This window comes from Pantoea rwandensis, assembly GCF_000759475.1.
GTDB classification, from domain to species: Bacteria; Pseudomonadota; Gammaproteobacteria; order Enterobacterales; family Enterobacteriaceae; genus Pantoea; species Pantoea rwandensis_B.
The window spans coordinates 2,622,160-2,645,805 of sequence record NZ_CP009454.1; the positions used below are offsets into that span (position 1 = coordinate 2,622,160).

Here is a 23,646-nt window from a genome sequence, read left to right on the forward strand (position 1 = left end):
ATGCAGTGGCAAAATCTTATTTCGCCAGCGCTTCCAGACTGTCTTTAAAAGACGTCACCGCGATGGCACGGTTATCCGCGCGATAACGGTCCGCCGGTGCAGGTGCAGAGCTTTGCACGGCAATCAGTTTCCAGCCATCACCACTTTTCAGCAGAAGAGGCGATCCGCTGTCACCGGGCAACGTATCGCATTGATGCGACAGCACGGCACGTTGCGCCCAGCCGGTAATCAGGCAGTCGCTGTGAGAATAGAGCGTGTCGAGGTGATCAGCCGGGTAACCGGCTTGTGTCACTTTGCGTTCGGTGGTTTTCAACGCATCGGTTAAATCGCTGCGTGAGCCGTCAAATAAGGGGATGGGTACGATACCCGACGGCGGATTATGCAAAATAACCAGCCCGTAATCGTAAGGTGCCGCGCCCGGTGGCACGATCCAGCCCTCACCATCGGCCTGTAGCCTGCGCGCCAGTGAAGGTTCTACACGCGCATCAATATCATGTATTTCGTAACGCCAGCCTTTAGCACCTGACATAAAACGCAGCGCCACCGGTTTATCAAATTTACCCGGAGGGGCGAGCAGGCAGTGTCCAGCGGTTAATGCCAGATGCGCGGATATCAGGGTTGCCGTGCAGAGGTTGCCACTTTCGGTCTCCAGCTGGCCAATGGCATCCCAGGGAGCGGCACTCACATCCGTAATGGCTTTGCGGTGGTCTTTACCAAAAAATAGCGTCTTGATGTCTTCCGGGCTTGGCCCATCTTCATCATCGGCATGTGCTGCGAGGTTAAAACTGAAAATTCCAACAAGTAACAGGATAGCCAGGCGCATAGTTCTCTCAATGGCGAGAATAAGAAGAGGTTATTGTCATCACGCTTGAGCGATAACTATAGTCGGAGAGCGGGAAAAAAGGGAGAAATATTGGAGTAATCAGCACGCTACAACGACTAGATAAAAAAGCTGGCTGCAACAATGCCGCACAGGATCATCACAATCAGGATAATTTCGAAGCGATAGCGACGCACCATTTTTCGCTACTCCAGTAAATAAACACCCGGCATAACCGGGTGTTTTAGATATTAATGCGGTGTTGGCGCTAAGGGGCCGAATTATTTAGCCGCTTTTTTCGCTTTGTGATGCTTTTTAGCAGCCTGAGCTTTCTGTGCAGCTGGTTTGGTTACTTTTTTGTGGTGCTTTTTAGCAGCCTGAGCTTTCTGTGCAGCTGGCTTGGTTGCTTTTTTGTGGTGCTTTTTAGCAGCCTGGGCTTTCTGTGCAGCTGGCTTGGTTGCTTTTTTGTGGTGCTTTTTAGCAGCCTGGGCTTTCTGTGCAGCTGGCTTGGTTGCTTTTTTGTGGTGCTTTTTAGCAGCCTGAGCTTTCTGAGCAGCTGGTGCTTTCTTCGCTACTTTTTTGTGTTTCTTAGCTGCCTGAGCTTTCTGGGCAACTTTCTTATGATGAACTGCTTTGTGCTTAACAGGTGCTGCGGTAGTGGTAGCGGCAGCAGCCGGAGCAGCTGTAGTGGTCTCAGCAGCGAAAGCAACAGAAGACATACCCATAGCAGCGGCGATCACCAGTGCAACTAATTTTTTCATCGCAAAATCCTCGAACTATTTTTTCATGTGTAGCCCACTGCGGGGCCGGTGAAAGAACTATATGAAAAACAATTCGGTCTTTCCGTGAGGCATTGGTATCGGCGTGTAACGGAATGTACAAAGGCGGGTAAAGGAAGTGAAAAGGGCGGCCCATCAGGCCGCCGCGCAGTTTACTCAGAGAGATAGCGTTGTTCAAGGTGCTGACGGAAATAGTGCGGATTCAGCGTTTCACCCGTGGCATTCACCAACAGTTGCTGCGTCGGGAAGCGGCTGCCGTGCTGCCAGATGTTCTGCTGTAACCAATCAAACACCGGCTGCAACTCTCCGTTACGGATCAGATCATCCACTTGTGGGATAGCGCGCTTCACTGCCTGGAACAGCTGGGCGGCGTACATGGCACCCAGCGTGTACGTCGGGAAGTACCCAAAGGCGCCATCGGTCCAGTGAATGTCTTGCATGCAGCCATCGCGGTAGTTGCCACGCGTATCCATTCCCAGAGACTGCTGCATTTTCTCATCCCACAGCGCGGGGATGTCATCAACTTCAATCTCGCCTTCAATCAACGCACGTTCGATTTCGTAACGCAGAATCACATGTGCTGGATAGCTCAGTTCATCGGCATCCACGCGGATAAAGCCCGGCTTCACGCGTTGTGTCTGACGAACAAAGTTATCCAGCGCTAATGCAGGCTGGTCACCCATCAGGGCGACGACCTGCGGATGAATATGCTGCAGGAACGCCTTGCTGCGGCCCAACTGCATCTCCATGAACAGGCTTTGTGATTCATGCATGGCGGTCGATCGCGCATGTGCCACCGGTTGTCCACGCCATTGCTGCGGTAAATTCTGCTCGTAACGTGCGTGGCCGGTTTCGTGGATCACGCCCATCATCGCACTCAGGAAATCGTTCTCATTGTAACGTGTGGTAATGCGCACATCTTCTGGCACGCCACCACAGAAGGGGTGAGCGCTGACATCCAGGCGGCCATGGTTGAAATCGAAGCCCAGCGTTTTCATCACACTCAAACCGAGTTGCTTTTGCGCTTCAATGGCAAAGGGACCCACCGGCGCCGCGATAGCAGTTTTCTGCTGTTTCTCGACGGCTTTTTGCAGCAGTGCGGGCAGCCAGCTTTTCAACTCGCCAAAGGTACTGTCGAGTTGCGCACTGGTCATGCCGGGTTCGAACACATCCAGCAGCGCGTCATACCGAGACACACCCAGTGCATCGGCGCGCAGTTGTGCTTCTTCACGGCTGAGTTTCACCACTTCTTTCAGGTTAGCCGAGAAGCCTTGCCAGTCATTGGCGGGGCGTTGTTGACGCCAGGCATGCTCACAACGCGAACCGGCCAGCGATTTGGCTTCGACTAATGAAGCGGGCAGAATCGTTGCCTGTTGCCAGGCACGCTGCATTTCGCTCAGGTTAGCTTGCTCAACATCGTTCAACGATTCTTGCTGAGCGGCATCGAACAGGCCGCCGAGGCGTTTATCGGTCAACAGTTCATGCATAAACACGCTGAGTTCCGCCATGGCTTCACCGCGCGCCTGGCTGCCGCCGGGTGGCATCGTGGTTTGCATATCGACACCGGCGATAGCCCCAAGATGGCCAAAGCGCGCCAGGCGCTGGAAAGTTTTGCTAAGTTCCTGATAAGCAGAAGTCACCATTAAAGCTCCTTATGACGGTAAACGGGGCGAAATATCTCGCAAGGGTAGATCAACCGGCCAGCAGAAGCGAACGCAGGCGCCACCAAGCGGACTGCTCTCAATAGTGACATGTCCCTGCAGTGCCTGAGCAATGGAGTGGACAATTGCCAGCCCAAGGCCGCAGCCACCGGTCGCGCGATCCCGACTGGGATCGAGACGAACAAAAGGTTCGAACACGCGCGCGCGTTCTTCGGGGGGATACCCGGCCCATCATCTTCGACCTGTAAATTACCAATGGCGCCGTCAAACCACAGGCTAACGCGCAGCCGCTGCTGGGCATAACGCAGCGCATTGTTCACCAGATTGTCCAGAACGCGCTCCATCAGACGGGTATCGGCGGATCCCACATTCTCAAGTTGCGGAATATCCAGGGCGATATGTGCCTGCGGATTCATGGTTTGTACATCTTCGATATGCACTCGCAGCCACTGCGCCAAATCAAACGATTGAAGGTTGAGATCGACACGCGGGCGGTCAAGGCGCGCATAGGTTAACAGCTCTTCTATCAGACTCTCTAACTGGCCGACATCGCGGTTCAACGCAGCGGACTCGGCGTCACTGAGGTTATCGCTCATTTCCAGGCGATAGCGCAGTCGAACCAGCGGTGTCCTTAACTCGTGGGCGATGCCATCAATCAGCTGTTTTTTGCTGGCGACCAGCGTATTGATATTGTCCGCCATCTGGTTAAACGCCACGCCCAGGCTGTGCAGACTCGAGGTACTTTCAAAATGGGTACGCACATCCAACTCACCGCGACCAAAACGTTGCGCGGCTTTTTCCAGCCGCTGCATCTCTTGCCAGTGCGGTCGTAGCCAGATAAACACCGGCAGCGCCAAAGACATGCCGATAAACGCCAGCAGCGCGATATCCAGAATGCGCATTTGATGCAGATAAAACAGATAAGGGATCGGGCCGACCGACAGCACATAATGGCTGCGCGGTATGTGCTGCAGGAAGGTGTATTGATCGTCAAGTGCGACGATCTCACCGGCGCGCAGGCGGCGCATATCAGGCTCATCCAGCTGATATTTACTCATCGGTTCGATATGCAGCTCAAACGACAAGTCGAGATCGAGATTGCGGATGGTTTTATTCCAGTCACGCGGGGGGATCTCGCGCAATTCACTGCGCATTAAAAACAGCGAACTCGCCATCAAATCGTTCATTGACTGGCGGCCCGCACGCTCAGCGGTAAACTTGTAGACCAGCCCCACCAGCAAGGTCATCACCAGAAAGCAGACGAACAGCAGTAGATAGAACTGGATAAAGAGTTTTCTCATGCGGAGCGGGTATCCCAGGCCTGAGGCGCGAACAGGTAACCTTTATTGCGGATGGTTTTGATACGAAACGGCTCGGTGGCACTGTCATACAGTTTTTTGCGCAGGCGAGAGATCGCCACATCAATACTGCGATCCATGCCGTCATAGCTCACCCCTCGCAAGGTTTTCAGCAACGCATCACGATTCAGAATCTGGCCTGCATGCGTGGCCAGCTCCCACAGCAGATCAAAATCGGCGGTGGAGAGGGTGATGTTTTCATCAAACAGCGTGACCTGGCGATTGAGGGAGTCGATAGTCAGCGAACCAAAACGCAGTACCCGTTGCGAACTCTGAATGGCTGGCGCGACTTCGGGCTGGGAACCCTGCGCCTGACGCAAATGCAGACGCAAACGTGCCAGCAAAACAGCGGGCGGTGTGGTTTTCAGAATGTAGTCATTGGCACCCATTTCCAGCGCCAGAATGTGGTTCATGTCGCTGTCCAGCGATGTCAGCAGCACAATCGGCCCAGACCAGTGCGCACGCAAATCGCGACAGACTGTCATGCCATCTTTGCCAGGCAACATGATATCCAGCAGCACCAGGTCGGGATCGGCATTGAGAATAGTGGCTTCAGCGCGGTCACCGCGCGTTTCTACAGTCACTTCAATATCGTGGCGGCCAAGGTAGGCGGCGATCAGTTCGCCGACTTCCGGCTCATCTTCCACATAGACAATTCTGTTCATATTTCACTGCGAGTGATGAGAATGGCATCAGCATAACTTTTCCTGGTCCTGAGCTCTACGCTATCGCACGAAATATCCCTGGCTGACTGGTATGTTTACCGTGAAATGTGCCATTATTAGCGGCGCGTTGTAGCGCAAGGTTCGGAACCGTAACGAAAACCAGGAGGAGTGCGAGGGTGTCTGATAAAGAGCTGGCTTCAGCCGGATACAGTGACCGCATCTGCTTCAATTACAGCGATTTTCTTTCTGCTTCCTGCAAAAAACGCTGGAGTTTCGTTGACGCTATTTACGGCGTGATGCCGATTTTTGGCATGGTCACGCGCAAGTCCGCTCACGGCTTAGCCGCAAGTGACGATCATTTGAAAGAATTAGCATTACAAATCATTTCAACGCAGGTCAGCGACGAGATAAATATCGCACGACTGATTACCCTCGCGGAACAACAGCACATCAGCCGTTTTGACATCCAACTGCCTTATCCGTTGTCAGAAGATCAGCTGGACGCGATTCATCAGGAATACCGTAAAGCGCTGAATCTGACACAGCAGGATGACCTGCTGTGCGTCTCAATCCCGGTTCAACCTCACTAATTACTGCGTAAGCTGCCACATCGCTGGCAGTGCTGCCGCAATCAGTAATCCAATCGCGATGCGCTCAAGTTGTGACAGCACTTTGTTGCCACGGCCGCCGCGTCGCGCATACAGGAACAGCAGTAATCCCGGCGCGTACAGCACCACAGACAGCAGCAGATGCAGCGGACCTGAAGCATAAAGCAGCCAGAATCCATAAGCACTGGCACCGACTCCGACCGACATCGCCAGCGGATTTTTTTGTCCGCGAACCACTTTAATTAAATACAGGCCCACCAGCAGATATGGCACCAGAATCATCTCTGACGCGATGGTCAGCAGCGTATTGTAATCCGCGCCCGTGACCGCAATCAGGATCAGACAAACCTGCACGCTGCCGTTGGTGAGCCACAACGAAGCGGCTGGCGAATTGTGACGATTCTGTCGCGCAATGCTGCGGGGGAAAGCCCCTTGCTGTGCAGCGAGAAAAGGGACTTCTGCCGCCATAATTGTCCAGCTCAAATACGCGCCACACACGGAAATAATCAGACCCACCGCAATCACCGTATTACCCCAATGCCCCAACAGATGCTGCATCAAGCCGGCCATGGAGGGATTTCGCATTTGCGCCAGCTCTGCACGCGGCACCACGCCCAGTGCAAGCAGGGTCACCAGTAAGTAAACCAGCAGTGCCGCGATAACCGCCAGCATGGTGGCGCGTCCCACATCTTTCTTATGACGTGCCCGCGCGGAGACTACCACGGCGCCTTCCACACCAATGAAGACCCACAAGGTAATCAACATGGTCTGCTTGACTTGCTGCCATAGTGGCTGGCCTAGCGCGACGCCGCTGAAGTCAAAGTGGAAGCGATCGTAGTTAAATGCGAGCAAAGCCAACACCACAAACAGCAGCAGCGGTACCAGTTTCCCCAGGGTAGCGAGCAGGTTGATGCTGGCAGCTGTTTGCACGCCTCGTAACACCAACCAGTGCACCAGCCATAAAAGTACCGATGCACCGAGCATCGCTTGCCAGGTATTGCCATCGCCAAATACCACGTGGTCAGGCGAATCGGTGAAGAAACTCAGCGCTGAAAAGACGATCACCAGATAAGAAACGTTGGCGATGACCGCACAGAGCCAGTAACCCCATGCGGAACAAAATCCGACTAACTCACCAAATCCGGCGCGTGCATAGGTAAAAATCCCGCCGTCCAGTTCGGGTTTTAAGCGCGTCAGCAGCAGCATGGCCAGCGCGAGAAACAGGATGCCGACACCGGTGATCAGCCAGCCAATCAGCAGTGCAGCGGGACCGGCGACGGCAGCCATATTTTGCGGCAGGCTAAATACACCCGCACCGAGCATGGAGCTGAGTACCAGCGCGGTGAGCGCGCTCAGACCTAATTTTTTATCCAAAACACCATTCCTGGACAGCAGAGTATGCTGGGTAGTGACGATTCCGCTGGAGTGTAACGTGGCAATTGGCCGGTTTTGAAACGGAATACCCTGAAAATAGGCGAAGGATTTTACGGAGAGCGAAAAGGGAAGGCAATGCAGGATTATGCAGATCTGCGCACAGACTATGCAAACAGATGAGCAGGGCGACGAAAGCCGCCCCGCAAGGGAATTACTTGAACAGATCCGCGGTCACGGTCAGGTTGCCACCGCTTTGGTTCGACCACTGACGCGTGATGTGGTAGTACTTCGCACCTTTTTCCACGGCACGTTTGCCCACAGCATCAGAGATCTCTGTTGGCGTACCGAAGTGGTCAGAGAAGGTGATGGTATCAAACGGCTGCATCTGTGCCGCAGTAATCGCATTCACTTCCTGCACGCTACGGCCATCCGCCAGTTTCACCGTATAACGTTCACCGGTGGAGCTTTGCGTTTCAAAGAAACGGCCTACGCTACGACTTGGCGTATCAGAAGAGGCAACGCCAGGGATAGCCACTTTCTTCGCTTCTGCACCGCCCGCGGCTAAAGCGGCTTTACCGGCTTCAGAATCGGCTGGGATGGAATCGGAGACGCTCTGCACTTTGCGCTCTGGTGCATCGGCTTTATAAACATAAGCCGTCACGTACTGGTTGCCGCCGTTGTTAGCATCAACCTGACGCACAATAAAGAAGGAAGCTGCGCCTTTGTCTTTCGCTTTTTTAGCGATCGCTTCATTCACATCAGGCTGGCTGGAGAAAAAGCCATTGACGGAAACCGTGTCGAATGGCTCTAAACGATAGGCTTCCGCTTTCGGCAGTTCTTTAACACCGCTGAACTTACGGTATTGAGTGGACTCATCCGCCTTAGGGGCATTCGCTTTGTACAAATCTGCGGTGACGCGCCAGTTGCCGCCGTTACCGTTAGTATCGTTGATACCCTGCACATAGAAGGAGTCAGCGCCTTTTTCATCGGCTGCTTTGGAGATGGCATCGGTGGCATCGCCAATAGCATTAAAGCGACCGTTGATATTAATACGTTTGAATGGCTTCAACGCGGCCGCTTGTTCTGGCGTCAACTCTTTGGCGGCAAATGCATTTGCTGCCAGCAGTGATAACAAGGTGGTCGCCAGAATGGTGTTCTTCAGCTTCATAAAAATGATCCTTCGCCTTACGCAAAATGAGTACGAAAACGTGCTGGACTCTTGATGTATAACAGATTAGCCGCTGATTATTGCATGTAATAATCAACCTGTCTCAGCCAATTTATGCGCATAAGATTGACAATCTCCGCAATTTATTCATCGACATGTCATTTACCTATGCTATGGCTTTTTTTTGACCGCTTTACCACTTATTCTGGTAACACATAGCATCATAATAGTTAACGTATTGTTAAATAAAGGTTTTTAAAAACACTAAATTCGACATGACACGATTTTGCGCAGCAGAATATTTTTTATTATGTCGCAAAACTAGTGGCAAAACGTGGCATTCAATCTTTGCATCTGAATATTAGTGTGAATGTCATAAGTGTGCGTTATCGCTGTGGATCACTTTTCACATTTTCAGTAGGTTATAAAGACTTTGTTACATTGCGCATTTTGCTCATAAAAAGCTGAAACGCTGTTTCAGCCTTATGGGCTTGTGCCACTTACAGAACCTCATCCTTTAATTGTTGAAAGGAAACAGTATGTTAATTGGGATACCCAAAGAGCGGTTAGCCAATGAGTCGCGCGTTGCTGCAACGCCAAAGACCGTTGAGCAACTGATCAAGCTGGGATTCAGCGTCACGGTCGAGCAGGGCGCTGGTATTCGCGCAAGTTTTGACGATGAGAGCTTTATCGCCGCTGGTGCCACTGTCAGTACCACCGAAAGTGTCTGGCAGTCTGACATTGTGTTGAAAGTGAATGCGCCAGACGATCAGGAGATCGAACTGACACGCGCGGGCAGCACCTTAGTGAGCTTTATCTGGCCAGCACAAAATCCGGCACTGCTGGAGAAACTGGCCGCGCGTAACGTCACCGTCATGGCGATGGATTCTGTACCCCGTATTTCCCGTGCCCAGGCGCTGGATGCACTGAGTTCCATGGCGAACATCGCCGGTTACCGTGCCATTGTTGAAGCTGCGCATGAATTTGGCCGTTTCTTTACCGGGCAAATCACCGCAGCCGGTAAAGTACCACCGGCGAAAGTGATGATTATCGGTGCGGGTGTGGCAGGTTTGGCAGCGATCGGCGCGGCGGGCAGTCTCGGTGCGATTGTGCGTGCGTTTGATACGCGTCCAGAAGTGAAAGAACAGGTGCAGAGTATGGGCGCCGAGTTCCTTGAGCTGGATTTCGAAGAAGAAGCTGGCAGTGGCGATGGATATGCCAAAGTGATGTCAGAAGCCTTTATTAAGGCGGAGATGGAACTGTTTGCCGCGCAGGCGAAAGAAGTCGATATCATCGTCACTACCGCGCTGATCCCAGGCAAACCGGCACCGAAACTGATTACCGCTGAAATGGTTGCCAGCATGAAGCCGGGTAGCGTGATTGTCGATCTGGCGGCAGCCACCGGCGGTAACTGTGATCTCACGGTAGCCGATCAGGTGACGTTGACCCGCAATGGTGTGAAGATCATCGGTTATACCGATCTGCCTAGCCGTCTGCCAACGCAATCTTCTCAGCTGTATGGCACCAACCTGGTTAACCTGCTGAAACTGCTGTGCAAAGAGAAGAACGGCGAAATCACCGTCGACTTCGATGACGTCGTCGTGCGCGGCGTCACGGTGATTCGTGAAGGCGAAGTCACCTGGCCAGCACCACCGATTCAGGTATCAGCGGCGCCGAAAGCCGCGCAGGCAGCCATTGAGCCAAAAGCAAAAGTGGAAGCCAAACCGGTTTCACCGTGGCGCAAATATCTGTTGCTGGCATTGGCTGTGGTGCTGTTCGCCTGTCTGGCCAATGTGGCACCGCCTGAATTCCTGTCCCACTTTACGGTCTTCGCGCTCTCCTGCGTCGTCGGTTACTACGTGGTGTGGAACGTCAGCCATGCATTGCATACGCCATTAATGTCCGTCACTAACGCCATTTCCGGCATTATTGTGGTGGGTGCGGTGCTGCAAATGGGCCACGGCGGTTGGGTGACTTTCCTTGCCTTCGTCGCTGTACTGATTGCCAGCATCAATATCTTCGGTGGATTCACCGTCACCCAGCGCATGCTGAAAATGTTTCGTAAGAATTAAGGGGTAACAACATGTCTGGCGGATTAGTGACTGCAGCATACATTGTTGCCGCAATTCTGTTTATTTTCAGCCTGGCCGGCCTCTCAAAACACGAGACGTCAAAGCAGGGTAACATCTTTGGTGTCAGTGGCATGGCGATTGCGCTGCTGGCGACCATCTTTGGTCCCAACAGCGGCAACGTGGCGTGGATTCTGTTGGCGATGGTGATCGGTGGCGCAATCGGTGTGCGTCTGGCGAAGAAAGTCGAGATGACTGAAATGCCAGAGCTGGTGGCAATTCTGCACAGCTTCGTGGGTCTGGCTGCCGTTCTGGTGGGCTTCAACAGCTACCTCGATCATGCACCCGGTCTGGCGCCGGTGATGGAAAATATCCATCTGACGGAAGTGTTCCTTGGCATCTTTATCGGTGCGGTGACCTTCACCGGTTCTATCGTGGCGTTTGGCAAACTGCGCGGCAAGATCTCTTCTAAAGCGTTGATGCTACCACATCGTCATAAGATGAATCTGGCTGCGCTGGTGGTTTCTTTCCTGCTGATGCTGTGGTTTGTGCAGACGAATAGCACCGGTTCACAAGTGGTTGCTTTACTGCTGATGACTGTCATTGCTCTGGTCTTCGGCTGGCACCTGGTCGCCTCCATTGGCGGTGCGGATATGCCGGTTGTGGTGTCGATGCTGAACTCTTACTCCGGTTGGGCAGCGGCGGCGGCGGGCTTTATGCTCAGCAATGACCTGCTGATTGTCACCGGTGCGTTAGTGGGTTCTTCGGGTGCGATTCTGTCCTACATTATGTGTAAGGCAATGAACCGCTCGTTCATTAGCGTTATTGCGGGGGGTTTTGGCACCGATGTGAGTGTCGGTGGCGAAAGCGAAGAAGAGGGTGAACACCGTGAAATCACGGCAGAAGACACTGCAGAACTGCTGAAAGGTTCAACGTCAGTGATCATCACGCCTGGCTACGGCATGGCGGTGGCGCAGGCGCAGTACCCGGTGGCGGAAATCACCGAGAAACTGCGTGCGCGTGGCATCAAAGTGCGTTTCGGGATCCATCCGGTTGCCGGTCGTTTGCCTGGCCACATGAACGTGTTGCTGGCTGAAGCCAAAGTGCCGTATGACGTGGTGCTGGAAATGGACGAGATTAACGATGATTTCAGCGATACCGATACCGTGCTGGTGATCGGTGCCAATGACACCGTGAACCCGGCGGCGCAGGAAGATCCGCGCAGCCCAATCGCGGGTATGCCTGTACTGGAAGTGTGGAAAGCGCAGAACGTTATCGTGTTTAAACGTTCAATGAATACCGGTTACGCCGGGGTACAGAACCCGCTGTTCTTCAAAGACAACACGCAAATGTTGTTTGGTGATGCGAAGGCGAGTGTAGAAGGCATCCTGCGCGCGTTGTAATCTGTATTGCGATTAAAAAAGGCGACCATCTGGTCGCCTTTGTTGTTTTAATCGTCTTCGTCTTCTTCATCGTCATAATCAATCGGCGATTTGAAATCGTCCGGTTTGATTGCCAGCAAATCACAACGCAGATGATCGATAACCTGCTCTGCGGTATTCCCGAGGAACGCGGCTGAAAGGCCAGTGCGGCCGATGGTGCCGAGTACCACAATCCCCGCCTCCAGATGAGAGGCGATATCCGGTATCACTTCCTCCGGCAAGCCTTTTGCCACATGCGTAAACTCTTCGCCGATGGAGAATTTCTGGCGTAGCGCTTTCATCGCCACCAGATGTTGTCCGCGAATCGCATCGTTATACACGCTGGGGTCAAAGTCGGGGAGTTCAATAGCGATATTGATTGGCGTGATGGGATAAGCACCGACAAGGTGCACCTCAGTATGATTGACCATATCAGCCAGCAGCACCGTTTCACGAATCAGTTTTTGGTTTAACTCATCGTGATGGGGCTCTTCACTGGCCAGATTGACCGCCACAACGGCTCTGCCTCCCTCTGGCCATGGCTGATCTTTCACCATCCACACCGGGCAGGGGCATTTACGCAGCAGATGCCAGTCAGTTGGGGTAAATATCACCGCTTCGAGGCGATCGTGCTGGTGGGCCATTTTCAACACCAGGTCGTGCTGGTGCGCCATCACTTCCTGGATGATCGCTTCATAAGGGCGATTATGCCACACCACTTTAATTTCAATATCAACACCCGCCTCAAGATAGGCGTGGGCCTGTTGACGAATCCATTCAGTACGCTGACTGATGACGCCTTTACGCATGTTGGAACGTTCATCAGGCGACAACAAGGTGGTCATTTCATAGGAGAAGTCGTAGATGGGCAGAAAAGCTTTGATTTTTCCGCCGATACGTTGATTCAGATACACCGCACGACGTAACGCGGGTTGATCGTCCTGCTGGGCGTCAATCGCCACCAGAATATTTTGGTACCGGGACATAGGGCAATCTCCTCAAACCAAAGCAAGTTGGATTAAAGATAGCCTAAGTTGGCGCGGGGCAGAAGGGGAAAAGTTGTTGCCGGATCAATAAACTAACATTTATCGACCCGGCACAGAATCACGCAGCTTGTTCAGTTTGACCTGCCAGTTCTGCCAGCAATGCATGGTTCTCGATGGTGATATATTTGCCTTTCACTGCCAGCATGCCACTTTTCTGGAAGCGGCCCAGCAGACGGCTAATGGTTTCTACGGTTAGTCCCAGGTAGTTACCAATGTCACCACGCGTCATGGTCAGGCGGAACTCGCGTTGAGAAAAGCCTCGTTGACCAAAGCGGCGGGACAGATTCCAGACAAAGGCCGCCAGACGCTCTTCCGCGTTTTTCTTCGAGAGCAGCAGGATCATGTCCTGGTCGCCTTTAATCTCACCGCTCATCAGACGCATCATCTGCTGACGCAGTGCCGGCATTTTACCGGAGAGATCGTCAAGGGTTTCGAAAGGAATTTCACACACCATTGCCGTTTCCAGCGCCTGAGCAAAACTGGGGTGGTGCGCGCCGACAATCGCATCAAAGCCCACTAAATCCCCAGCCAGATGGAAACCGGTAATTTGCTCATCACCCTGTTCAGTAATGGTGTAGCTTTTAATGGTGCCGGAGCGGATAGCGTAAAGCGATTTCAGTTCATCACCGGCTTTGAACAACGTCTGACCTTTCTGAATCGGCTTTTTGCGCTCAATGATATTGTCCAGCTGATCCAGCTCATGCTCGTTCAGTGTGAAAGGGATACACAACTGGCTGATACTGCAATCCTGACAGTGAATGGCACAACCGCCAGACTGAATACGTCGAATGCTGCGTTTTTCCGGGATCATATAGGTACGCTCGATGATTATTGACTGCCGTCAATTTTAACATTTTTACGCGTTAAGGGAACTCATCCGAGCAGTAATTCCCCTTAAACCCCCACTAACGTAGGGTATACCTGAGTTTGCGCAAGGTTTGCCTGACATTATTTTTTGACCTGGAACGTTTTGTTGCCATATTTACATCTGGTCACAACTTGTCTCAGCGCAAAAAGTGACAGATGTGATGCCAAAAATCCTTTGCTACTATTTTGTTTTTGAGCGGCAACTTGCGCTCAGCAAACCACCAGGCGTGAGAAAACACCATGAACCTAGACGATGAAGACCTTTTCCGGGATGCCATGGGCGATGTGACGCCACTGAAAGATTGTGCCAATACCCAATGGTTGCGTTCCCCTTCAACCAAAGCGCCGCGCCCGACGCAAGCCAATGACGAACAGGAAAATTTCCTCACGCGGGGCTTCCTTGACATCATCCCGCTGACGACGCCGCTGGAATACAAAACAGAAGGGATTCAACAAGGTGTGCTGGATAAGTTGCGGCTGGGGAAATATTCCCTGGACGCCAGCCTGAACCTGCTGCGTCAGCCGGTAGAAACCTGTCGGAAGTCATTGTTCAGTTTCATGCTGCAGGCACGCAAGCAGGGGCTACGCAATCTGCTGATTATCCACGGCAAAGGCCGTGATGATGAAGCGCATGCCAATATCGTACGCAGTTATCTGGCACGCTGGCTGACGCAGTTTGACGAGGTGCAAAGCTTTTGCGTGGCGCAACCCCAGCACGGAGGTGCCGGGGCGTTGTATGTCAGTTTAAGAAAAACGGATCAGGCGCGGCTGGATAATCGAGAGCGCCACGCCAAACGCAGTCGCTAATCAGGTGTGAAATTTGCGAATGGTCGCCAGCAACACTTCGGCACTCAGGCTGAGATGACTGCCGCTGCGGGTGATAATCCCCACCGGCTCTCCCGGCCCTGGAGAGTTAATCGGCAGTGCAATCACGGCATTGTGGCTGAGATCTTCCTTGATAGCGCCTGAGGGGACAAACCACACATAGTCATAACGCAGGGCCAGCTGACGCGCCAGCGAAGTGGATGAGGTTTCAACACAATTAGCGGGAAGCGCACAACCTTGCTCGTCCAGCATATGTTGAGCGATACGGCGCGGGGCAGTGCCCTCCGGCGATATCACCACCGGCCACTGCATCGCGCGGGATAACGTGACATTGTCACTGAGGAGTGGGTGTTCCGGGCGTACAACCAGTTTAAGCGACTCAAGGAATAGCAATTCATAACTTAGACCCGCCATCATTTCGCTGTCGGCCATGCGCCCAATGCCAATATCAAACTCACCCGCGCGCAACCCAGCCAGCAGAACATTATTGTGTAATGTCGCCACTTGTACCGTGGTGTTCGGCTGTTGCTCATGAAAGCGATCGAGAATCTGTGGCAGCATGCCCATTGCCGCGGTGGTGAGCGCGCCGAGGCGAATCACGACCGGTCGGCCTGGTTGTGGGGTGTTAAAGCTTTGGCCCGCATGGTTAAGTGCATCCAGCACTTTTACCGCATGGACAAGAAATTGCTCGCCGAGCGTCGTTAACTGAGCACCAAGACGGCCACGTTCAAACAGACGCGCGCCAGCCAGTTCTTCCAGCTCATTCAGGGTCTTTGAGAGCGCAGGCTGGCTGAGATTGAGTGTCTCTGCCGCGCGCCCCAGCGTGCCTTGCTGCGCAACCGCAACAAAGGTGTGTAAATGGCGCAAGCGAATGCGCTGATTGAAAAGGGAATTTTTGTCCATAGCCTCAAACATAATGACTTTTACCTGATGGCGGCAATGGGAAAACTGGAATTATGTTAACTTCACTGCAAAATTATATTAACAAAACCCCTAAAATTTCTAACCTGCTGTTTTAAATAGAATTAGTAAAAATCAGCGTCAGTGCAAAATTATCACCTATTGCAATATCAAGCGCTTAATCTCGCATAATTTGAATAATTCTCACTTACACCTAAAAATCCTGCCCGTTATTGTTAACGATGAGCTATCATTAGCGCCGTTTTTTTTACCAAAACTGATGATTAAACGATGAATGTGCAGGAGTTGATCCGTGACCACCGTTGAAGCCGTAGATGTTCGCCAGCTGATTAATCAGAGTGCGCTTAGCCGTTGGCAAAAACGCCTGATTGCGCTGTGCTTCATCGTTGTTGCGCTGGATGGCATGGACATCGCGCTGATGGGCTTTATCGCTCCGACATTGAAAGCCAGTTGGGGCGTCACTAATCATCAGCTTGGCATGGTGATCAGCGCCGCGCTGATTGGCCTGGCCTTAGGTGCCATGGTGGCGGGGCCATTGGCCGATCGCTACGGGCGGCGTGTGATGATACTGCTCAGCGTGGGTTTTTTTAGCTTGTGGACGCTGGCAACCGCCATGGCGCAAAACATCGATCAAATGATGTTATTCCGTTTTCTCACCGGCCTTGGCCTCGGTGCAGCCATGCCAAACGTTGGCACGCTGGTAGCAGAGTATGCACCGGAGCGTCGACGTTCCTTCATTATCACCGTGGTGTTCTGCGGTTTCACCTTTGGTGCCGCATCGGGCGGATTTGCGGCTTCCTGGCTGTTGCCTCGCTATGACTGGCACTCCGTGATGTTGATGGGTGGCGTCTTGCCGCTGATTGTGTTGCCTTTCCTGCTGCGCGGCTTACCGGAATCCGTGCGCTTCCTGATTAGCCGTCGCGCACCTGCTGCACGTATTCATGCCATTTTGGATCGCATGCTGCCTGGCGTCGTTGAGCCGAACAGCCATTACCAGTCCACTGAACAGGTTGTCGTGCGGCGTGGCGCAGTGGCGACGGTGGTGTCGCGGCGTTATCTCTTCGGCAGCCTGATGTTATGGGGCGGCTACTTTATGGGGCTGTTCCTCGTCTATCTGATTGGCAGCTGGATGCCCTCGCTGATCAACACGTTGGGAATGTCGGTGACGGAAGCCGCCATCGTTACGGCGATGTATCAGGCGGGCGGTACAGTAGGTTCGCTGTTTGCTGGCTGGCTGATGGATCGCATCAATGCCAATATCGCGCTGGCGGTGATCTACTTCTGTGGCGGTATTGCGATTGTCGCGCTCGGCTTCTCTCCGGCAGAAGTGGGATTAATGAGTGCCATCGCCTTCTTTAGCGGGTTCTGCTTTAACGGTGCCAACACCGGCATGAATGCGTTGTCGGCCAACTATTATCCCACGCATGCACGTGCGACGGGTTCCAGCTGGATGCACGGTGTGGGTCGCGTCGGCGCGATTATGAGTGCTTTTGTCGGCGCAGAACTCCTTTCGCTCGGGTGGTCGTTCAGCCAAATTTTCCTGTTGCTGGCGATTCCAGCGGTGCTCACCACGATCATGCTGGCCCTGAAATGCCGCTTTGGTGACCCGTCAGACCGGGCTGAGTGACAGGGCGATCACAGTTCCACGAAATTCCTCCACGGTGATAAAGGGTTGATCTACATTAGCAACAACCCTTAACGCCGAGGTGATGACCATGGAAAACTTTCTCACCAGTGATGCGATTCGCACGCTGTTCTCGCAAGCGATGTCCAGTATGTATCAGCAGGAAGTGCCGCAATATGGCACCCTGACGCAACTGGTCACGGCCGTGAATGAACGTACGCTGGAAGCACAACCCGCTTTAAAAAACCGTCTCGCCGCCGCCGATGAACTGGACCGACTCAGTGTGGAACGTCACGGTGCGATTCGCGTGGGAACGGCAGAAGAACTCAGCACACTGCGCCAGATGTTTGCGGTGATGGGAATGGAACCGGTGGGATATTACGATCTCTCTCAAGCGGGGGTGCCCGTTCACTCCACCGCGTTCCGCCCGGTCACCGACAGCGCATTGCGCCGCAATCCATTCCGCGTGTTTACCTCTCTGTTACGGCTGGAACTGATTGATGACGCCGCGCTAAGGGAAAAAGCCGCAACTATTTTGGCCGCGCGCGATATTTTCACCCCGGGTTGTCGCGCATTGATCGCTCAACATCAACAACAGGGCGGTTTAAACGCTGCGGACGCGGCGCGCTTTGTCAAAGAGGCGCTGGAAACCTTCCGCTGGCATGCCCACACCACCGTGGACAGCCTGACCTATCGGGCACTGAGTCAGCAACATCGATTGATCGCCGATGTGGTGTGCTTCCAGGGGTGCCACATCAACCATCTGACGCCGCGCACGCTGGATATCGATCGCGTTCAAACCTTGATGCCCGCGCGCGGCATCGATCCCAAAACCCTTATTGAGGGGCCACCACGGCGCGAGGTGCCGATCCTGTTACGTCAAACCAGCTTTAAAGCGCTGGAAGAGGCAGTGCATTTTAATGACGGCACTCCCGGCACCCATACTGCGCGCTTTGGCGAGATTGAGCAGCGCGGCGCGGCACTGACCCCCAAAGGACGTACACTGTACGACCGTCTGTTGGCGGAAGCAGGCACCGGCAGCGATAACCAGCATCATCAACAGCATCTGAGCGCAGTGTTTCGTGATTTCCCTGATGATGAAGAAGCCTTGCGTGAACAGGAACTGGCGTGGTTCCGCTATCGTTTGACCGCTAAGGGCATCCAGCATCCTCCGCAAATGGGGGAAACCCTGGCCCAACTTCTCGCTGAGGGACGGGTGCAGGCAGAACCGATTGTGTATGAAGATTTCCTGCCAGTGAGTGCAGCGGGGATATTCCAGTCTAATTTGGGCGACGAAACGCACGCACGCAGCGCGGGCAATGCCAGCAGGGCGGATTTTGAAGCCGCATTAGGCGCAGCGGTGCAGGATGAGATGGCGTTGTATCAACAGATGCAGCAGCGCAGCCTGGCACGTTGCGGTATCCGTTAGCTGCATAAGAAAACCGGTCTGTGAAGTGGCATCACCACTTCAGCAGACCGGCTTCATTTCTTTTGATTTTTATTGCAAGCGCGAATCACGCACCAGCGTGTAATTCCCGGCACCCAAAAACATGATGGCGAGTGCGCCCAGCAGATAAAGAGCCTCTGTTTCCAGAGACCAGGCGCCAACATCTGTGCGATGCCAGACTGCGCCCATTTTTACCAGCAAGGTCGCAACAACCATGTTCACCGCGATAATGAAGGCCGCAGGGCGCGTCATTAAACCGATGATCACCATAACAGGTGCCACTATTTCCCCGATGTAAGCACCGTAAGCGATGAAACCTGGCATGCCTTTAACGGCCAGCAGATGGGCGATCCAGTCGACGCCATGCATCACTTTGAATTCGCCATGAAACAGCAGCAGGCCGCCAAACGTCAGACGTAACAGCAGTTTACCGAAGTCCGGGTGATCGCTCATCCGATTGAACATCTGGTTGATACCACCAAACATCGCGCTTCTCCGTCTCGCCAGGTTAACTTGTAACCTTAAAGCAATTCGCCATGCCAGGGTTAGCCAAAAAATTTGATGGAGATGTTCAATGGATCGAAAGCATATTCGGCTTAATCTGCAAATGCTTTCAGAACATGGACATTCGCTCAAGGCCTGCAAATAATGGAACCAAGCTTGATCTGGGAACCCGAGATGAAAAACGAACGACGTCTGAGGATCATGACCGCAGAGGGTGAGCTCAGAGGCCTGATTGACGATGATCTTTTTGTCTTCAAGGGAATACCTTACGCCGCACCGCCCGTGGGCGCACTGCGCTGGCGTCCGCCACAGCCGGTTGCGCCCTGGCAAGAAGTACGTGAAGCCACGCAATGGGGGGATGCCAGTTGGCAAAACCGGGATTATTGCATGGCAGTGGGTGGCGGCGATCCGGGTCGGTTCAATGAGGATTGTCTGTACCTGAATATCTGGACGCCAGACGTTGAGCCCTCCCGTCCCTTGCCGGTGATGGTGTGGCTGCACGGCGGGGGTTTTACCATCGGCGCAGGTAGTCTTGATCCCTATCGTGGCAAAGCCTTAGCCGCGCAGGGCGTCGTCGTGGTCACGCTCAATTATCGTCTTGGCCACTTTGGCTTTTTCGCCCATCCGGCGCTGGATGCTGAATACCCGCAAGAAGCGGTGGTGAATAACTTTGCCTTGCTGGATCAAATCGCTGCGCTGCAATGGGTTCAACGCAATATTCCTGCCTTTGGCGGCGATCGCCACAATATCACGCTGTTTGGTGAATCATCGGGTGCGCGCAGCGTGTTGTCTTTGTGCTGTTCTCCGCTGGCTGAAGGGCTGTTCCACAAAGGCATTGTCCAGAGTGCATACAGCTTGCCGGATGTGCCGCGCAGGAGGGCGCAACAAATCGGTAAACAGGTTGCCGCGCATTTTGGCCTGCCGGCTCACGCCTCTGCTGAACAGCTTCGTCAGTTACCTGCCGATCAATTCTGGCCGCTGCAACGTCCACTGGGATTAGGTCCGGTGGCAATCAGCGGTGATGCGGTGCTCCCCAGGCCGATGCTCGAAACCTTTATAGCCGGTAAACAGCATCGGGTGCCGTTGATGGTGGGAAGTAACAGCGATGAAGCCAGCGTACTGGATTATTTTGGTGTGGATCCTGCAACGGTGTTACAGCAAATTCGTCGCAAAAATCGCCTCAGCTATGGCCTGATGAAATGGCTATACGATATTCACGACGATACCTTACTGGGCCGGTCAGTGGCGCGAGACATGGCGTTTACCGTGATCCCGTTACTGGTGGTGCAGTCTCAACACAGTATTGGCATGCCTGCCTGGCGATACTGGTTCGACTATGTGTCAGAGAATGCCCGCGACCTCTATCCACATGGCACCTGGCACGGCAACGAAATCCCCTATATATTCAACACGCTGACCTCGCTTAAACCGCTGCCTGAGCGGGATTACACTGCCGCAGATAAGCGCTTTGCCGATATGGTCAGTACCTATTGGGTGACTTTCGCCCGGGATGCCAGTGAGTTTAGCTATCAGTTGCAGGGCCAAATCGACTGGCCGGTGTGGCGTCCCCGTGAAGATCTGACACTCGCCCTCGGTGATCAGGGTAAACCGCAAGCGGTGTTGAAGGCGCGTTTTATGCGTGGGCGTCTGCGTTTGTTCCGTCTCATGATGCGCAGCCACGTTAAGCTTTGATGAGCAGGCTAATAGTGAAATTGCGCAAATGAATCCTTAAGGCAAATGACGCGTTAACTGATTGATTAATCATAACAATGGCAGCCATTCCTCTTAAGCAGACAGCAATTAATTAGCTTATTAAACCGTTACATTTTCCCAATCCACTGCCGATAAACGCAATATGCCCGATTTTATCGGGCCTCCTACGCGTTTCACACCAAGGGATTATGTATGGGAATCTTAAAAAACTTCACTATTCGCGCCGTCATGCTGACTATTCTCGGGCTGTTTTGCCTGCTGTGGTGCGGTGTCGGATTATTTAGCGTGCATTCGCTCAATGCCCTCGGCGAAGGGAATGAGATAGACCGTGAGCTGGTTAATCAGATGACGGTACTCAGTAAAGGCAACGATCAATATTTTCGTGTGGTGACGCGTCTATCCCGCGTGATGGAAGGGCGTGCATCGGGCGCGGCAGTGAGCGCGGAGGCATTCGCACCGGTGCAACAGGCGCTGGAGAGTATGAAAGCGCAGCTGGTGCAATTCAAAGCGATGGCACCCGGCCCGATGGACAGTGAAACGGTTAACAGCGTTATCGCCAGCTGGCAGAAATTGCTGGATGAGGGGATTGCGCCGCAGGTGTCGCTGGCACAGCAGAGCACCGTTGAAGCTTACCGCACACAGGCCAATAACGTGACGCCCGCCCTGAGCCGCGCCTTTGGCACCAGCGCGGAAGCGTTCAACAAAGCCGCAGGCATTAAGCTGGATGAAACCCGTGTCACCGTCGATAAACTCACCAATATTACCAAGGTGATTATTCTGGTTGCCGTGGTGTTCGGCCTTGTCATTCTGTTGTTCACCGACCGTTATCTGGTGGCGATGCTGGTGAAACCGCTGGAGCGCGTGCGCAACCACTTCGCGGTGATTGCGCAGGGCGATCTCAGCCAGCCAGTAGAGGATTTTGGGCGCAACTGCGTCGGCAAACTGGTGCCGCTGTTGCGTGCGATGCAGGACAGCCTGCGTGAAGCAGTGAGCGCCATTCGCAGTGGAACAGAGAATATCTATCGCGGGGCGGCAGAAATTTCATCCGGTAATAACGATCTCTCCTCACGCACCGAAGAGCAAGCGGCCGCGCTGGAGCAAACGGCAGCCAGCATGGAGCAGCTCACGGCAACGGTGAAATTCAACGCCGACAACGCCCGTCAGGCCAGCTCGCTGGCAGAAACGGCCACCGGCACCGCACAGCAGGGCGGCCGTCTGGTGGGGGAAGTGGTCACCACCATGCAGGGCATTTCCGGCAGTTCGAAGAAAATCGCTGAGATCACCAACGTGATCAACAGCATTGCTTTCCAGACCAATATCCTGGCCCTTAACGCCGCCGTTGAAGCTGCGCGTGCGGGCGAACAAGGTCGTGGTTTTGCGGTAGTGGCCAGTGAAGTACGTAATCTGGCACAGCGCAGTGCGGGTGCGGCGAAAGAGATCGCCACGCTGATTGAAGATTCCGTTCAGCGTGTTGATAAAGGCTCAGCGTTGGTCAGCAGCGCGGGCAGCACCATGAACGATATTCTGAAGTCGGTACAGGATGTGAATGAGATCATGAAGCATATCGCGGCCGCTTCCGAAGAGCAGAGCAAGGGCATTTCGCAGGTCGGCACCGCCGTCACGGAAATGGACAGCGTGACCCAGCAAAACGCCTCGCTGGTGGAGCAGGTTTCTGCGGCGGCCAGTGCGCTGGAGCGTCAAACGGAAGAGTTGCAGGCTTCTGTCGCGAAATTCCGTCTGTCGGACAGTGCGCCGTTAGCCAAAGCTCAGGCCGCGCCAGCCAGCACCGTTCTGCGCCGTCCGCTGCTGACCAGTACGCCAGTCGCTCAATCGAAGTCGGCCAGCGCCGATGAGTGGGTTTCATTCTGAGGCTGACACAACCACGCCACCAGATCCGGCAGGAACGGTGGCGCATCCTGTTCTGCACACTGTAAAAGGCTGTACGCTGCCCCGGTGGCCACGCTGTTGGCAAACGGGGCAATCAAGCGACCATTCGCCAAATCATTTTGCACCAGTGTCACATCCGCCACCGTGGCACCAAAACCCTGAATCGCCGCGCTGATAGCAAGATCCATGGTGGCAAAGTGCTGATTGCGTGCCATCGGCACCTTCGCCGCTTGATCCGCCAGCCACATTTGCCAGTCGCGAGCATCATTGGTGGGATGCAAAAAAGTAAACTTCGCCAAATCGCTGATGCTCACGGGCGGCGTGACGTTACTGCCCAAAACCGGCGTCAATCGCTCATCAAATAAACGAATGGAACCAGCAGGGGGCGTGCCAAACACAATTGCCGCATCAAAATTTTCCAACTGTGAAGCGTGATCCAGCGTGGTGGTGAGCGCCACATGGATTTCCGGCCGCTGTTGCTCCAGTGCCACCAAACGCGGCACCAGCCAGCGCATGGCACAGGTCGGTGCTTTCAAACGAATCGAGGCATTGCTGCGGCTGGCTTTCTCTGTCGCGTTCACCAGCATGGCGTAACCTTGCTGCAGTTCGGGCAACAATGCCGCCCCTTGTTCGGTGAGATGCAGACCGCGCGCATGACGGGCAAACAACGGAAATCCCAGCCAGCTTTCCAGCGTAGCGATTTTACGGCTCACCGCCCCCTGCGTAATGCACAACTCACTGGCCGCGCGCGTCAGATTGAGATGACGTGCAGTGACCAGAAATGCATGGATGGCATTTAGCGGTAGTGCAGAGCGGGACATAATGACCTCAAGCTATGATTTTTAATCATGGCTATTATGACAACAATTCGCTTGTCGACTCAAGCGTC

The 23,646-nt window shown here is 53.8% G+C and carries 19 protein-coding genes and 1 pseudogene; 8 read left to right on the plus strand and 12 right to left on the minus strand.

All coding sequences use genetic code 11. The features are described 5' to 3' along the window. Window positions 1–16: 16 nt before the first annotated feature. From LH22_RS12010 to rstA, 5 genes and pseudogenes are all read right to left on the minus strand, one after another. Window positions 17–823 carry a trypsin-like serine peptidase gene (locus LH22_RS12010; protein WP_038646829.1) on the minus strand — a complete coding sequence of 269 codons (807 nt, stop codon included), beginning with the start codon at window positions 821–823 and terminating at the stop codon, window positions 17–19. Between the two features lie 278 nt (window positions 824–1,101). Continuing rightward, a complete protein-coding gene (asr, locus tag LH22_RS12015) occupies window positions 1,102–1,581 on the minus strand; it encodes an acid resistance repetitive basic protein Asr (RefSeq protein WP_038646831.1) in 480 nt (159 codons plus the stop codon). A gap of 170 nt (window positions 1,582–1,751) precedes the next feature. Continuing rightward, window positions 1,752–3,239 carry a carboxypeptidase M32 gene (locus LH22_RS12020; RefSeq protein WP_038650095.1) on the minus strand — a complete coding sequence of 496 codons (1,488 nt, stop codon included), beginning with the start codon at window positions 3,237–3,239 and terminating at the stop codon, window positions 1,752–1,754. Window positions 3,240–3,251: 12 nt separating this feature from the next. Next, window positions 3,252–4,561, minus strand: a pseudogene (gene rstB / locus LH22_RS12025) (two-component system sensor histidine kinase RstB). After that, window positions 4,558–5,283, minus strand: a complete 726-nt coding sequence (gene rstA, locus LH22_RS12030; RefSeq protein ID WP_038646832.1) for a two-component system response regulator RstA — start codon at window positions 5,281–5,283, stop codon at window positions 4,558–4,560. Before rstA ends, rstB begins: the two are co-directional and overlap by 4 nt. A gap of 176 nt (window positions 5,284–5,459) precedes the next feature. Here rstA and LH22_RS12035 point away from each other — a divergent pair, with 176 nt between their 5' ends. Beyond that, window positions 5,460–5,873 (plus strand): hypothetical protein, encoded by a 414-nt coding sequence (locus LH22_RS12035; RefSeq protein ID WP_038646835.1) that lies wholly within the window; start codon window positions 5,460–5,462, stop codon window positions 5,871–5,873. Here LH22_RS12035 and LH22_RS12040 read toward each other — a convergent pair whose 3' ends face one another. Together LH22_RS12040 and ydgH are read right to left on the minus strand one after the other, a co-directional pair. Beyond that, a complete protein-coding gene (locus tag LH22_RS12040; RefSeq protein ID WP_038646837.1) occupies window positions 5,874–7,265 on the minus strand; it encodes a basic amino acid/polyamine antiporter in 1,392 nt (463 codons plus the stop codon). A 211-nt stretch (window positions 7,266–7,476) separates the two neighbouring features. After that, entirely contained in the window at window positions 7,477–8,433 is a 957-nt protein-coding gene (gene ydgH / locus LH22_RS12045) for a DUF1471 family protein YdgH (RefSeq protein WP_038646839.1), read from the minus strand. Between the two features lie 539 nt (window positions 8,434–8,972). On the opposite strand from ydgH, the gene pntA reads away from it, so the two are divergent. Together pntA and pntB are read left to right on the plus strand one after the other, a co-directional pair. Then, complete coding sequence (pntA, locus tag LH22_RS12050; protein WP_038646842.1) at window positions 8,973–10,505, plus strand: Re/Si-specific NAD(P)(+) transhydrogenase subunit alpha; 1,533 nt, start codon at window positions 8,973–8,975, stop codon at window positions 10,503–10,505. A gap of 11 nt (window positions 10,506–10,516) precedes the next feature. Next, window positions 10,517–11,905 (plus strand): Re/Si-specific NAD(P)(+) transhydrogenase subunit beta, encoded by a 1,389-nt coding sequence (pntB, locus tag LH22_RS12055; protein ID WP_038646844.1) that lies wholly within the window; start codon window positions 10,517–10,519, stop codon window positions 11,903–11,905. Window positions 11,906–11,952: 47 nt separating this feature from the next. Here the strand turns inward: pntB and uspE are convergent, their stop codons facing one another. Next, window positions 11,953–12,909, minus strand: coding sequence for a universal stress protein UspE (uspE, locus tag LH22_RS12060; RefSeq protein ID WP_034830915.1), 957 nt, complete (start codon window positions 12,907–12,909; stop codon window positions 11,953–11,955). A 118-nt stretch (window positions 12,910–13,027) separates the two neighbouring features. Then, the gene (locus LH22_RS12065) at window positions 13,028–13,780 is read right to left on the minus strand and encodes an FNR family transcription factor (protein WP_034830913.1); all 753 of its coding nucleotides are present in this window, start codon (window positions 13,778–13,780) and stop codon (window positions 13,028–13,030) included. A gap of 296 nt (window positions 13,781–14,076) precedes the next feature. Between LH22_RS12065 and smrA the strand changes: the two genes are divergently transcribed. Beyond that, the gene (smrA, locus tag LH22_RS12070) at window positions 14,077–14,643 is read left to right on the plus strand and encodes a DNA endonuclease SmrA (RefSeq protein ID WP_038646846.1); all 567 of its coding nucleotides are present in this window, start codon (window positions 14,077–14,079) and stop codon (window positions 14,641–14,643) included. Here the strand turns inward: smrA and LH22_RS12075 are convergent, their stop codons facing one another. Continuing rightward, window positions 14,644–15,564: a LysR substrate-binding domain-containing protein gene (locus LH22_RS12075; protein WP_038650097.1), complete on the minus strand. Its 921-nt coding sequence runs from the start codon at window positions 15,562–15,564 to the stop codon at window positions 14,644–14,646. 310 nt (window positions 15,565–15,874) lie between these two features. Between LH22_RS12075 and LH22_RS12080 the strand changes: the two genes are divergently transcribed. Continuing rightward, window positions 15,875–17,209: an MFS transporter gene (locus LH22_RS12080; RefSeq protein ID WP_038646848.1), complete on the plus strand. Its 1,335-nt coding sequence runs from the start codon at window positions 15,875–15,877 to the stop codon at window positions 17,207–17,209. A gap of 88 nt (window positions 17,210–17,297) precedes the next feature. Then, window positions 17,298–18,635, plus strand: coding sequence for a 2-oxoadipate dioxygenase/decarboxylase HglS (hglS, locus tag LH22_RS12085; RefSeq protein ID WP_038646850.1), 1,338 nt, complete (start codon window positions 17,298–17,300; stop codon window positions 18,633–18,635). A 69-nt stretch (window positions 18,636–18,704) separates the two neighbouring features. Here the strand turns inward: hglS and LH22_RS12090 are convergent, their stop codons facing one another. Further along, the gene (locus LH22_RS12090; protein ID WP_038646852.1) at window positions 18,705–19,139 is read right to left on the minus strand and encodes a DoxX family protein; all 435 of its coding nucleotides are present in this window, start codon (window positions 19,137–19,139) and stop codon (window positions 18,705–18,707) included. A gap of 192 nt (window positions 19,140–19,331) precedes the next feature. Here LH22_RS12090 and LH22_RS12095 point away from each other — a divergent pair, with 192 nt between their 5' ends. Both LH22_RS12095 and LH22_RS12100 read left to right on the plus strand, forming a co-directional pair. Beyond that, window positions 19,332–20,849 carry a carboxylesterase/lipase family protein gene (locus LH22_RS12095; protein ID WP_038650099.1) on the plus strand — a complete coding sequence of 506 codons (1,518 nt, stop codon included), beginning with the start codon at window positions 19,332–19,334 and terminating at the stop codon, window positions 20,847–20,849. A gap of 213 nt (window positions 20,850–21,062) precedes the next feature. Further along, window positions 21,063–22,739, plus strand: coding sequence for a methyl-accepting chemotaxis protein (locus LH22_RS12100; RefSeq protein WP_038646854.1), 1,677 nt, complete (start codon window positions 21,063–21,065; stop codon window positions 22,737–22,739). Here the strand turns inward: LH22_RS12100 and LH22_RS12105 are convergent. Further along, the gene (locus tag LH22_RS12105; protein ID WP_038646856.1) at window positions 22,697–23,578 is read right to left on the minus strand and encodes a LysR substrate-binding domain-containing protein; all 882 of its coding nucleotides are present in this window, start codon (window positions 23,576–23,578) and stop codon (window positions 22,697–22,699) included. The genes LH22_RS12100 and LH22_RS12105 overlap by 43 nt on opposite strands. Window positions 23,579–23,646: the final 68 nt, after the last annotated feature.